This window comes from Amycolatopsis ultiminotia (genome assembly GCF_039536925.1).
GTDB classification, from domain to species: Bacteria; Actinomycetota; Actinomycetes; order Mycobacteriales; family Pseudonocardiaceae; genus Amycolatopsis; species Amycolatopsis ultiminotia.
The window spans coordinates 16,264-28,711 of the sequence record NZ_BAAAZN010000005.1; the positions used below are offsets into that span (position 1 = coordinate 16,264).

At 69.2% G+C, this 12,448-nt stretch carries 11 protein-coding genes; 6 read left to right on the plus strand and 5 right to left on the minus strand.

The window, feature by feature from the left end:
* Window positions 1–241: 241 nt before the first annotated feature.
* On the minus strand, window positions 242–985 hold the full coding sequence (locus tag ABD793_RS13110; RefSeq protein ID WP_344859297.1) for an SDR family oxidoreductase: 744 nt from the start codon (window positions 983–985) through the stop codon (window positions 242–244).
* A 127-nt stretch (window positions 986–1,112) separates the two neighbouring features.
* Here ABD793_RS13110 and ABD793_RS13115 point away from each other — a divergent pair, with 127 nt between their 5' ends.
* Window positions 1,113–1,982, plus strand: coding sequence for a LysR family transcriptional regulator (locus ABD793_RS13115; protein WP_344859299.1), 870 nt, complete (start codon window positions 1,113–1,115; stop codon window positions 1,980–1,982).
* A 96-nt stretch (window positions 1,983–2,078) separates the two neighbouring features.
* Window positions 2,079–3,566, plus strand: a complete 1,488-nt coding sequence (locus tag ABD793_RS13120) for a carboxylesterase/lipase family protein (RefSeq protein WP_344859301.1) — start codon at window positions 2,079–2,081, stop codon at window positions 3,564–3,566.
* A gap of 335 nt (window positions 3,567–3,901) precedes the next feature.
* Here the strand turns inward: ABD793_RS13120 and ABD793_RS13125 are convergent, their stop codons facing one another.
* Window positions 3,902–4,873 carry a helix-turn-helix transcriptional regulator gene (locus ABD793_RS13125; RefSeq protein WP_344859303.1) on the minus strand — a complete coding sequence of 324 codons (972 nt, stop codon included), beginning with the start codon at window positions 4,871–4,873 and terminating at the stop codon, window positions 3,902–3,904.
* A gap of 110 nt (window positions 4,874–4,983) precedes the next feature.
* Between ABD793_RS13125 and ABD793_RS13130 the strand changes: the two genes are divergently transcribed.
* The 3 genes from ABD793_RS13130 (at window position 4,984) to ABD793_RS13140 (ending at window position 7,225) form a co-directional block, all read left to right on the plus strand.
* On the plus strand, window positions 4,984–5,463 hold the full coding sequence (locus ABD793_RS13130) for a VOC family protein (RefSeq protein ID WP_344859306.1): 480 nt from the start codon (window positions 4,984–4,986) through the stop codon (window positions 5,461–5,463).
* Window positions 5,464–5,552: 89 nt separating this feature from the next.
* A complete protein-coding gene (locus tag ABD793_RS13135) occupies window positions 5,553–6,191 on the plus strand; it encodes a TetR/AcrR family transcriptional regulator (protein ID WP_344859309.1) in 639 nt (212 codons plus the stop codon).
* A gap of 17 nt (window positions 6,192–6,208) precedes the next feature.
* Entirely contained in the window at window positions 6,209–7,225 is a 1,017-nt protein-coding gene (locus ABD793_RS13140; RefSeq protein WP_344859311.1) for a carboxymuconolactone decarboxylase family protein, read from the plus strand.
* 10 nt (window positions 7,226–7,235) lie between these two features.
* Here ABD793_RS13140 and ABD793_RS13145 read toward each other — a convergent pair whose 3' ends face one another.
* On the minus strand, window positions 7,236–8,231 hold the full coding sequence (locus ABD793_RS13145; RefSeq protein ID WP_344859314.1) for a sensor histidine kinase: 996 nt from the start codon (window positions 8,229–8,231) through the stop codon (window positions 7,236–7,238).
* A gap of 50 nt (window positions 8,232–8,281) precedes the next feature.
* Window positions 8,282–8,941 carry a response regulator transcription factor gene (locus ABD793_RS13150; RefSeq protein ID WP_344859317.1) on the minus strand — a complete coding sequence of 220 codons (660 nt, stop codon included), beginning with the start codon at window positions 8,939–8,941 and terminating at the stop codon, window positions 8,282–8,284.
* A 100-nt stretch (window positions 8,942–9,041) separates the two neighbouring features.
* On the opposite strand from ABD793_RS13150, the gene mptB reads away from it, so the two are divergent.
* On the plus strand, window positions 9,042–10,865 hold the full coding sequence (gene mptB / locus ABD793_RS13155) for a polyprenol phosphomannose-dependent alpha 1,6 mannosyltransferase MptB (protein WP_344859319.1): 1,824 nt from the start codon (window positions 9,042–9,044) through the stop codon (window positions 10,863–10,865).
* A 123-nt stretch (window positions 10,866–10,988) separates the two neighbouring features.
* On the opposite strand, the gene ABD793_RS13160 is transcribed toward mptB, so the two are convergent.
* The gene (locus ABD793_RS13160) at window positions 10,989–12,215 is read right to left on the minus strand and encodes a cytochrome P450 (protein WP_344859321.1); all 1,227 of its coding nucleotides are present in this window, start codon (window positions 12,213–12,215) and stop codon (window positions 10,989–10,991) included.
* Window positions 12,216–12,448 lie beyond the last annotated feature (233 nt).

Consider the following 12,448-nt stretch of genomic DNA (forward strand, 5'->3'; position numbering starts at 1 on the left):
CACCCTTCGTCGACCTCGCGGCAGGTCGGCATCGGTCGACGCTTCGGCGTACTGGCGACCGATGCCGAGACCCCGGCGAATTGCCGGAACGAGCCACGGGAGCCGGGACGTCTCATGGTGGAAGGCCGGGAATCCGCAGGTCGAACTCCTGCTCCCCCGGCTGATCGACCATTTTTGTCGCGGGAAACGACACGGAACCGGGACGCGTGCGAGCCGCTCGCGCAGCCCCGCTGAGGCGGGCTCAGAGCTGGGAGGCCCCGCCGTCCACCGGGAACTCGGCGCCGGTGGTGTAGGTGGCGTCGAACGCGAGGAACGTGACCGCTTTGGCGACCTCGGCGGGTTCGCCGAAGCGGAGCATCGGGCTGCTTTCGGTCATCTCTGCCTTGGTCTGCTCGGCGGCTTCCTTCGGCAACGACTTGTCCAGGATGCCGGTGTCGATCGGACCGGGGCTGACCGCGTTGACGCGAATCCCGCGGGGAAGCAGCTCGGTGGCCAGGCTGCGGGTCATCGAACGCACGGCCGCTTTGCTGGCCGCATATGCGCTGATCATCGGCAGGCCCTTGACGTTCGCGACCGACGTGGTGAGGACCACGCCGCTGCCTTCGGCCAGCAACGGGGCGAGCTTCTGCACGGTGAAGTAGGCGCCCTTGGTGTTGGTCGTCAGCAGGTCGTCGTACACCTCCTCGGACATCGACTCGAACGGTACGAACTGGGTCACGCCTGCGTTCACGAACAGCGCGTCGATCGTGCCGAACTCGGCCTTCACCCGATCGGCGAGCGCGTCCAGGTCGGGAAGGGACGCCACGTCGCTGCGGAGGGCCAGCGCATCCGGACCCAGTTGGTCACGAGCGGAATCGAGCGTGGCCTCGGTGCGTCCGGTGATCAGCACGCGGGCACCGCCGTCCGCCAGTGCTTTCGCCGTCGTGAAACCGAACCCGCTGCTGCCGCCGGTGATCACGACTCGTTTGCCGTCGTACTTGCCCATGGTGGAAATCCCCTTGTTTCTTCCGGTTTGCTCTCGGTTTCGAGTCAAGGACGATCCGGGGCGGCTGTCCAAGACCTGTTCTGCACGTCGTCATGCGGCAGCTGCATGACGGGTAGAGTCGATCCACGTGGACCTCGACTTGCGGCTGGTGCGGTACTTCACGATCGTGGCGGAGCACCGGAACTTCGGCCGGGCCGCCGTAGCGCTGCACCTCGCGCAGCCGTCGCTCAGCCGGCAGATCCAGCGGCTGGAGGACCAGCTCGGGGTGCGCCTGTTCGATCGCACACCGCAGGGCAGCCACCTCACCGAAGCCGGCCGGGCGTTCCTGCCGCAGGCGCAGGAACTGCTGCGCACCGCACACCAGGCGGCGCTGACCGCGCGTGCCTCCGCCCCGCCCCGGACGATCACCATCGGGTACGTCGCGGACCTGGTCATCACCCCGGCAGTGCGCGAACTGCGCCACCGTTACCCCGACGCCAGGATCAGCACCCGTCATCTGGACTGGCAGGAGGTGCACGCCCTGCCCGAGCACCAGGTGGACGCGCTCGTCGCCCGGACGCCGCTGCCGCTGCCGAGCGACCGGTTCCGGGTGAGCGTCCTCTACGACGAGCCGCGGGTGCTCGTCATGTCCCGCACGCATCGCCTGGCGGGCAAGGACTCCGTCGATCTCGCCGACCTCGGCGACGAGGAACTCGTCTCCTGCAGCAAATCTGCCGCAATCTGGAGCGTGCCCCGGCAGTTCGGCCCCGGCCCGGCGCCGGCAGGCCCCGGCGCGGACGACAGTTTCGAGGACAAGATCGAGCTCGTCGCCGAAGGACATTCGGTCGCCATCCTGCCCAGCGGCGACCGGCGGAGCACCTTGCGCGAAGACCTCGTCACCGTTCCCCTCGAAGGGATCGACCCGTGCCAGGTCGTGCTCGCCACGCACGCGGACGACCGCAATCCGCTGGTTTCCGCTTTCCGCGAAATCGCCCGGACCCAGCTCGTCGGGGCCTGAACCCGCCGTCCGCTGCGGGCCGGGGTCCAGGTGGCCGGGCCGAGCGGCGCCCCGGATACTGGGCACCCGCCGATCTCGCCTACTGACGGAGGATTGTTGAGCAGCGAGCCCATCGTCACCACCAAGCACGGGGATGTCCGTGGCCGGGTTTCCGACGCGGGTGTGTACACCTTCAAGGGCATTCCCTACGCCGCCGCACCGGTGGGCCCGAACCGGTTCCGCCCTCCGCAGCCACCCGAACCGTGGCCGGCTCCGCGTGACGCGGCCGAATACGGCCCGATCGCGCCCCAGGCCAGTGTGGACGGCGATGGACCGCTGGCCGATCTGGCACCCCGGTCGGTCGTGCATGGCGACGACTACCTCAACCTCAACGTCTGGACCCCCGGCCTCGACGAGCGGCTGCCGGTTCTGGTCTTCATCCACGGCGGCTCGTTCACCAGCGGGTCCGGGTCCATCCCCGGATACGACGGCACCCGATTCGCCCGCGACGGCGTGGTCCTGGTGACCGTCAACTACCGGCTCGGCGCGGACGGTTTCCTCTGGTTCGGCGACGGCATCCCGAACCTCGGCCTGCTCGACCAGATCGCCGCGCTGACCTGGGTGCGCGACAACATCAGCGGCTTCGGCGGGGACCCGGGCAACGTCACCGTCTTCGGCGAATCCGCCGGGGCGATGAGCGTGTGCAGCCTGCTCGCCATGCCCGCCGCGGAAGGCCTGTTCCACCGCGTGATCGCCGAATCCGGCGCCGGGCACAGCACGATCTCCCCCGCCACCGCCCGGCTGATCGGCACCCGGCTGGCCGCCGTGCTCGGCGTCGAACCGACCCGTGCGGCGATCGCCGACGTGCCGATGCCGCAGCTCATCGCCGCACAGACACAGCTCGCACAGGAGATCACCGCCAAGCCGAAAACGAAGCTGTGGGGCGAAGTTGCGCGCAACCTGATGCCGTTCGAGCCGATCGTGGACGGTGATCTGTTGCCTGCCCCGCCGATCGAACGCATCGCCGCGGGTGCGGGTGCGCAGGTCGACGTGCTCATCGGCACCAACCGCGAGGAGGCTCGGCTCTTCCTGGTGCCCACCGGTGCCGCAGCGAAGATCACCGGCCCGGTCGTGCACGCAGCGGCCGCGCGCTACGGGCTCCCGGCCTTCCGCGGCGCCGGTCGTTACCGCGCGAACCGGCCCGGCGCGACACCCGGCGACCTGCTCTCCGCAATCGCAACCGACTGGTACTACTGGATTCCCGCACTGCGTCTCGCGGAAGCACATCCCGGCACGCACGTTTACGAATTCGCCTGGCGCTCCCCCGCCTTCGACCACGCACTCGGGGCCTGCCACGCACTCGAACTGCCCTTCGTGTTCGACAACCTCGACGACCCCGCCTTCAAGCCGTTCGTCGGCGAAAACCCGCCACAGCAGGTGGCCGACGCCATGCACAAGGCCTGGATCGACTTCGCCACCAACGGTGACCCCGGCTGGCCCGCTTACACCCCGCAGCACCGGATCGCAATGCGGTTCGACACCGAGTCGGCCAGCACCGTCGACGACCGCGCCGACGAACGGGCCCTCTGGAACGGCAGGCGCTGAGGAGCCCGGTACTCGGCTCCTCAGCGCTCAGACTCAGCTTCCCGGTGCCCGGCTCTCCGGCACCGGGCTGCTTCCGTACCCGACTCTTCGGTACCGTGCTGCTTCCGTGCCCGGCTCTTCGGTACCCGGTTCCTCCACGCCCGGCTCGTCAGTACTCAGCTTTCCGGTGCCCGGCTCTTTGGTCCCCAACCTTTCCGGCACCCAGCATTCCGGCACCGGCTGCTTGGTCCCCAACCTTTCCGGCACCGGCTCCTTGGTCCCCAGCATTCCGGCACCGGCTCTTCGGTCCCCAGCATTCCGGCACCGGCTGCTTGGTCCCCAACCTTTTCGGGCACTCAGCTTTCCGGTGCCGCTGCGGCAAAACCGGAAAGCCGGGTGGCCAGCTCCTGCACCCGGTCGCGCAGGGCGTCCGGCCGCTCGATGACGAAAGGGCAGTCGAGCGCGGCGAGCAGCGGCGGGATCCAGTCGAGTCGCTGCGCCCGGATCCGGGCTCGTACCCAGGCGTCGTCGATTTCCTCCAGGCGGGCGAGCGCCGGTGGGAGAACGGAGCGGATCTGCTCGGATGCCGACCGGATCCGCACGGACACCTCGTGCCGGTGCGGTGCCCCGGCAATCGCGTCGAGTACCTGCTTGGCCGGGTCGAATCCGGGTGGTGCACCGAACGTTCCGGCGCGCAGCCCGACCGTGGTGATCCGGTCGACGCGGAACGTGCGCACCTCGTCGCTCGCGGAGTCCAAGCCGGTCAGGTACCAGCGGCCGGAATGCGCGACCACGCCGTAGGGATGGACGACGCGTTCGCTGGCTCGGCCGTGGCCGGCGACGTAGCCGAGTTCGACCGGGCGACGGTCGCGTGCTGCTTCCGCGACGGTGAGTAGTACCGCTGCCTCCGCGGTGAGCGTCGCTCGCGCGGGTGCGGTGAAGTCGGCGACTTCCTGCAGTGCGTCGAGCCGGCGGCCGAGCGCACCGGGCAGTACTCGGCGGACTTTCGCGGCCGCGCTCTCGGCGGCCGCGACCGAGGTCGTGATCAACCCGGCCCGGCGGCCCGCGACCAGACCGAGCAGGACCGCGAGTGCCTCCTCGTCGGTGAGCATCAGTGGAGGCATCCGGTAGCCAGGGGCGAGCCGGTAGCCGCCGTACCGGCCACGCACCGAGCGGACCGGGATGTCCAGGTCGAGCAGGTGATCGACGTAGCGGCGGACGGTGCGTTCGTCGACGTCGAGCCGCTCGGCCAGTTCGGCGACGGTCCTGGTGCCGCCGCCCTGGAGGATTTCCAGCAGGCTCAGTACGCGGGCGATCGGCCGGGTCATGGTCCGGACTTTCTCAATACCGGGCGGATCCTGTCCACTATTGCTCTTAGCGTGTCCGGTGTTGCCGGAGCGCGGATCGGAACCGCCTCCCCTTCCCGAAAGGACTCACCGTGCAGTTCACCTCGGTCCGCATCATCACCAACGACATCGTCCGGCTCGTCGCCTTCTACGAGAAGACGACCGGAATCGCCGCGCGGTGGCCCGCTCCGCAGTTCGCAGAACTCGTGGGCACCTCGTGCACGCTGGCGATCGGCAGCACCGAGACCATGACGTTGTTCAGCACCGCGACGACGGCCGGTGCGAACGGGACCACGGTCGCTGAGTCGAACGGGACTACGGCGGCCGGGGCGACGGAGACTGGATCGACGGCGCCCGGATCGACCGGGACGGTGATCCTCGAGTTCCTCGTCGACGATGTCGATCGCGAGTACGAAAAGCTGACGCGGCTGACCGACGTTCCCACGATCGTGCAGAAGCCGACCACGATGCCGTGGGGGAACCGCTCGCTGCTGTTCCGCGATCCCGACGGCAACCTGGTGAACTTCTTCGCCCCGGTCACCGAGGACGCCCGCGCGAGGCTTGCCCGCTGAGGACCATCCACTTGACACCAGCATGCTATACGTGCGTATAGTAAGCTGCATATTGGAGCAGTAATTGGTACGTGTGGACAGGAGATCGCATGCCCGCCGTCGCGCCGGATCCCGGGGATCTGACCGCACGCGCCCGGATCCGGGACGCGGCGATGGCGCACTTCGGCGAGCACGGTTTCGACCGGGCCACCATCCGGGGCATCGCCGAGACCGCGCAGGTGTCACCGGGACTGGTACGGCACCACTTCGGCTCCAAACAGGGCCTCCGCGAAGCCTGCGACGCGCATTTGGTCAAGCTGATCAGGCAGCTCGCCGACCGGACCCACGACGACAGTCGACTCGAAAACGGCAATCCCATCACCGCCGCGAGGACGGCGGTGGGGCCGTACGAGAGCTACCTCGCCCGCGCGCTGGTCGAAGGGGCGGCCGCGCCGTTGTTCGACGAGATGGTCGAACTCGGCGCACGCTGGCTCGCGGAGGCCGACCGGGAACGCGACGATCCGCCGGCCGCGGACGTCCAGGTTCGCGCGGCCGTCAGCACCGCGATGGCCCTGTCGATCACGGTGTTGCACAAACACGTGTCGCGCGCGATGGGGACCGACGTATTCAGCACCGAGGGGGACGAACTCCTCGCCCGCGCCCTCATCGATCTCCATTCGCACCCCCTGCTCGGCCGCGACCAAGCCCGTGCCGCGCTCCGCGCATTGGACCGTCGGCAGAACCGTTGACGTGTAAGGAACCTGTCATGGCATCGGCGACCACCGTCCGCATCCCTCCCCTGCCGCTCGACGAGCTGGACCCCGAGCAGCGCAAGCTCGCGAAGCTCGGGGCCGACACGGTGATCCAGGTACTGGCACGGGCTCCGGAGCTGATGAAGGCGTCGGCACCCCTCGGCGGTTTCCTGCTGGGCCAAGGCGTCCTGCATCCGCGCGTGCGGGAGCTGGCGATCCTGCGCGTGGCGTTGCGGTGTAAGGCACCTTACGAATGGGCCAACCATGTGCCCGCCGCGCTGGCCGGTGGAGCCACGGAAGCCGAAATCGACCGGCTGTCCGACCCCGCAGGGGCCTGGGCCGCCGAGGACGACGCGGTCCTGCGAGCGGTCGACGAGTTGTGCGCCGACGCCTTCGTGTCCGATCGGACGTGGGCAGCGCTCGCGGCGACCCGTGGCCACGCGGAGCTCATCGAGCTGCTGTTCCTCGTCGGCTTCTACCGGATGATGGCGGGCTTCCTGAACTCCGCCGGTGTTGCGGTGAAACCCGGGCAACCGGCCCTCGGCGAACGGGGGCACGTCGTGTCCACCGCCGCGACCTCGACGTTCGCCACGTCCCCAACCCCCGGCACCGTGTCCACCCAGACGACCACCACACCCCCAACCTCCACCGCCATGTCCACCCAGACGACCACGACGTCCCCAACCCCCACGGTGCCGACCGGTGTTCGGTCGGGTAGTGGCGGGGTTGGGGCGGCGGGCACCTGGCACGTCACCTTCACCCATCCGGCGGGGAGCAAGGACCTGGTCCTCGAGCTCGCGACGGACGGCGGCGCGGTGACCGGCTCGATCTTCGACACCCAGCTGGAGGTCACCGTCCCGATCGTGGCCGGGGCGTTCGACGGCGAGCACCTGGACTTCCGCGCGCAGGTGACCGAGCCGGCCCGGTTCGACGTGAGTGTGGCCGGCGTCGTCGAGGGGGACGCCTTCACCGGTTCCGTCACGGTCAGTGGTGGCGGGACGTTCCCGGTTTCCGGCACGCGGGCCGGGTGAACCGCAGCGGTCAGGGCATCGTGACGTCGACGCGCAGGCCGCCGTCCTCGCCGGGTACCGCGGTGACCGTGCTGTCGTGCGCGGTGGCGATCGAGCGCACGATGGACAGTCCGAGACCGGCGCCGTCACGGTGATTCGTCCGGTCTGCGGTCAGCCGTCGGAACGGATCGAACAACGACGGCACCACCTCCGCGGGCACCGGCTCGCCGGTGTTGCGCACCGACAGCGCCGGCGTCGCGCCGACCACCACTTCGAGCTGTCCGCCCGGACGGTTGTACTTGATCGCGTTGTGCACCAGATTGCCGATCAGCCGCTCCAGCAGCACCGGATCCCCTGGCACCGTGCGTTCGTCCACCGCACGGGTCAGCGTCAGCCCGTGCTCGGCGATCCGATCGGCGTAACCGGTGAGGACCGCATCGACCAGTTCGTCCAGCCGCACCGGCACGGTACCGGGCAGGCCACGGTCGGCCTCGGCGAGCACGAGCAGTCCCTCGATCAGCCGCTCGTTGCGTTCGTTGACCACCAGCAGCTGCGAGGCCAGCCTGCCCACGTCCGCACCGCCGGCGGTCACCATGGCGACCTCGGCCAGCGTCCGCTGCACCGCGAGTGGCGTGCGCAGCTCGTGGGAGGCGTTCGCGGCGAACCGCCGTTGCCCCTCGAAGCCGACGGCCAGCCGGTCGAGCATGTCGTTCACCGCAACGGCGAGCGCACGAGTCTCGCCCTCCAGCTTCGCCAGCCGCACCCGCTGGCCGAGGTTCTGCGGGCCCAGCTGCTCGATCGTGGTCACCAGATCCGGCAACAGCCGCAGCACCCAGCGCGCCAGCGGCCGGCGGCCGACGACCACCACGACGACGACCGCGACCACCGGCAGGAGCCAGACGAGCCCGCCGACAGTACTGCGGCAGGCGGTGGTCCGAGGGCACACGTCCCGGTCCACGAAGGTCCCGAGCGGCACCGTGATCGTTTCGGGCAGCAAACAGGCCACCGCCAGGACCGCCAGCGCCACTCCGACGCAGACCAGCTCGATCCGGCCCGACAGCGAGGCACGGCTGCGGCTCAGGTACCGAGCTGGTACCCGGCTCCCGGCACGGTCCGGATCACCGCCGGCTCGCCGAGCTTCCGCCGCAGCGTCATCACCGTCACCCGCACCGTGTTCGTGAACGGATCCGCGTGCTCGTCCCATGCCTTCTCCAGCAGTTCTTCCGGGCTGACGACCCGCCCCTGTGCCCGCAGCAGTACTTCGAGGACGGCAAACTCCTTGGGCGACAACGACAACGGCTGCCCTTCCCTGGACGCGAACCGCTTCGCCGAATCGAGCCGCACCCCGGCGCAGTCGAGCACCGGTGGCAACGCGGGCCGGGCCCGCCTGGCCAGTGCGTGCACGCGGGCGACGAGTTCGGCGAACGCGAACGGTTTGGTCAGGTAGTCGTCCGCGCCGAGGCCGAGACCGTCGACACGGTCGCGGATGCCTGCCGCGGCGGTGAGCATCAGCACCCGGGTCTCCCCGTCGCCGTCGGCGATCCGGCGGCAGACCTCGTCGCCGTGCACCAGTGGGAGGTCGCGGTCCAGCACCACCACGTCGTAGCGGTTCACCATGGCCCGTTCGAGCGCGGCGTCGCCGTCGTAGCAGACGTCGACCGCAAGGCCGAGGTGCCGCAGGCCCTCTGCCACCGAGTCGGCGAGCAATTCCTCGTCCTCCGCCACGAGTACCCGCATCAGGTGTTCCCCACGAGGCCCAGTACACCGCCGTCCGGATAAAAGTCGGATAAGGGCCGATCTTAACGGGCTGGGACCGTTCGCTGACTAGACCTACGCCATGCTCTTCGCCGGAAAGTGCGTTTCGCACCGCTCCACTGCAGGGCTCGGACTCGCTGGTACCGGGCTGATCTCCCTCGGTGCGTTCGGGGCGGGCGCGACACTCGAACACGGTCCGACGGTGGCCTGGACACTCTTCGGTACGCCTGGATCCGGCAACGCACTGGCCACCGCGGTGCTGTATCTCGGCGTCGGGCTATTGCTTGCGGCGTGGGTCCGATTGGGACACTTCGTCCGCGCCGGCTTCGCGAACGCGCGCGATGTCACTCGTACGGTGTGGCTGTGGGCCGCGCCGCTGCTGTTCGCCCCGCCGTTGTTCAGCACCGACTTGTACACCTATCTCGCGCAGGGCGCAGTCGCGCACGCCGGCCTTGATCCGTACACGCACGTGCCCGCCGAAATACCGGGCGCGATCACGGAAAACGCGGCCGGACACTGGCTTTCCGTTCCATCCCCGTATGGGCCGCTGTTCATCCTGGTGGTGAAGAGTGTGGTCGCGGTGACCGGCGACAACCCGCTTCTCGCAGCGTTCCTGACCCGGCTGGTGTTCGTGACCGGATTAGCGTTGCTGTGCCTCGCACTACCGGTCCTGTGCCGATTCCTCGGCGGGCTACCGGAGCATGCACTGTGGATTGGCGCGGCGAATCCATTGGTACTGCTGCATTTGGTTTCGGGCGGGCACAACGATCTGTTGATGATCGGGTTGCTGGCTTCGGGCGTTGCGCTCGTACTCGTTCGCGCCCCGGTGCGCGGTTTCGCACTGGTGGCGTTGGCCGTCGCGGTGAAGGCGACGGCAGCGGTGGCCTTGCCGTTCCTGGTCTGGGTTTGGGTGGCACATCGCAGCGGCGGCCGTCCGACTTGGGGTGTCTTCCTCCGCGTTGCCACCGCGGCGGTGTCCACGGTGGTTGTCGCGTTCGGACTGTGCAGCGCCGTGGCCGGAGTCGGCCTCGGGTGGATTTCCGCACTGGGCGGGAACTCCGTTCTCCAGCCGCTGATGTCCGTACCGACCAGTGCCGGGAAGATCGCCGCGCTCGTGATTCCCGGGACGGACCTGGTCTCGGCGTTCCGGACCGCGGGGTGGTTTGTGCTCGCCGGACTGATCACCTGGCTGTGGTGGCGTTCCCGGCGCGGTGGCGCGACGGCGGTCCGCGGGGCCGCGGCGGCGTTGCTGGGCACGGTGCTCTGTTCGGCGGTGGTCCTGCCGTGGTACTTCAGCTGGGCGTTGGCGCTCGGTGCGGCGGCGCGCTGGACGGCCTCTCGTGTCGCGGTCGCCGCGGGCCTTTCCACCTGGCTGGTGGTGAACAATCACCCGGACGGGAAAACTCTGCTGCCCCCGTGGGCCTTCGCCGCACTGCTGGTGGTTGCGATCGCGGTCGGCGTCAGCGTTCGCCGCGGGAAAATCCCGTGCTTGCCGTCCGGCGGTCCTGTTAGCCTGGCGGTTCACTCTGTTTCTTCTTCCGGATGGGAATGTCCAGCAATGCGCGCCAAACTGCGTGACGACTTGAAGGCGGCGCTCAAGACCCGGGACCGCACCGCGATCTCCGCACTGCGTTCCGCTCTCGCAGCGATCGACAACGCCGAAGCGGTACCGGTCGATCAAGCGCTGGACGCCACCGTCGGGAACGAGCACGTGGCGGGTGCGGCCGTCGGACTCGGCGCGGCGGAAGCCTCGCGGCGGGATCTCACCGACGCCGACCTGCGCTCGATCGTGGAAAACGAGGTGCGGGAGCGCACCGTCGCCGCGGAGGACTACGAACGGCTCGGGCGCGCCGAGGAAGCCGCGCGCCTTCGGGCGGAAGCCGCCGTGCTGCAGCGGCATCTCTGACCGGCAGGCGGATCCTGCGGACCGGCTGCTGACCGGCTTCTGCCGCACCGGTTCGTGGTTCGCCTTCCGCGGAACGCGTGCACCGGAATGCCCCGGCAGTGCGGGCATTCCGGCGCCGCGCCGTCAGCGCGCCGGTTCCGTCCAGGTGACCGGCAGTTCGTGGACGCCGTAGATGTTCATGTCGGTCTTGAGTTTCACCTCGTCGGCGGGGATGGCGAGCCGGAGGGTCGGGAAGCGGCGCAGCAGCCTGTGGAAGCCGGCGCGCATTTCGACGCGGGCCAGTTGCTGGCCGAGGCATTGGTGGACACCGTGGCCGAAGGCGAGGTGGCCACGGGCGCTGCGGTGGACGTCCAGGTCGTCGGCGTTTTCGAACTGCCTCGCGTCGCGGTCGGCGGCAAGCAGGGAGACCACGACGGTCGAGCCCTTGCCGATCGTTTCCCCACCGAGCTCGATGTCCTCCGTGGCATAGCGATACAGGACATCGACCACGGACAAGTGGCGCATGAGTTCCTCGACAGCACCGGGCAGCAGATCCGGGTCGGCGCGCAGTTCGGCGAGTTGCTCCGGATGTTCCAACAGCGCGAAAGTGCCCAGTGCCAGCATGTTGGCGGTCGTCTCGTGGCCGGCGAGCAGGAGCAGAAAGGCGATGCCGGTCAGTTCCTCGATCGTGAGGTCGTCCTGACCAGCCAGGTCGGACAGGATGTCCTCGCCGGGGGCGGCACGTTTGCCGGTGACCAGTTCGGACAGGTACGTGGTCAGCGCGTGGTACGCGGCCATCTTCCTCTCCAACGGCTGGTCCTTGACCAGGAACTGAGCGGCGTTGGCCTGGAAGGTGTCCCGATCCGGGTACGGGATCCCGAGCAGTTCACAGATCACCAGCGAGGGCACCGGCAGCGCGAACTCCTTGACCAGATCGACCGGCGGGGTCAGCCGCGCCAGCTCGTCCAGCTGCCCCTCGGCGACGTCGACGATGTGCTCTTCCAGCTGCTTCATGCGTTTGACGGTGAAGGCGCCGGTGAGCCGTTTCCGCAGCCGGCTGTGGTCCGGCGGGTCCATGGCGATGAACACGCCCGGAATCTGCGGCGACGGCCCGGCGATGACAGGCATGCCGGGAACCTCGTAGGGCAGGTGGAGAACGCCGATGTCCTGCCGGCAGCTGAACCGGGTGTCGGCCATCAGGCTGCGGACCGCGTCGTAACCGGTGACGAGCCAGCCCTGATGACCGTCGGGGAAGACCATCGGGCTGACCGGCCGAGCCTCGCGTAACCGCGTGATGCGGCGAGGCGGGTCGAAGGGACCCGCATCGCGCTCCATCGGGAGGCCGTGCGGGACGGGAACGGTGTGCGTCATCGGATTTCCTGTTCGTGGCGGCTGTCGCGGCCACGATCGCGGACAGGGCTGACACCGTGCTGACACGGCTCTTGCCGCAAACCCGGCCAACGACGGCGGTCGCGACCGGCCCATCGTGCCCGGCCGAGGCGATTGCGAACGGCTCTTTCCGGCCACCCGCGGTAGGCGCGAACGGCCCGTTCCGAGTTCCGACCAGACGCGGCGGTTACAACCGGCCCGTTCCCCACTGGCCA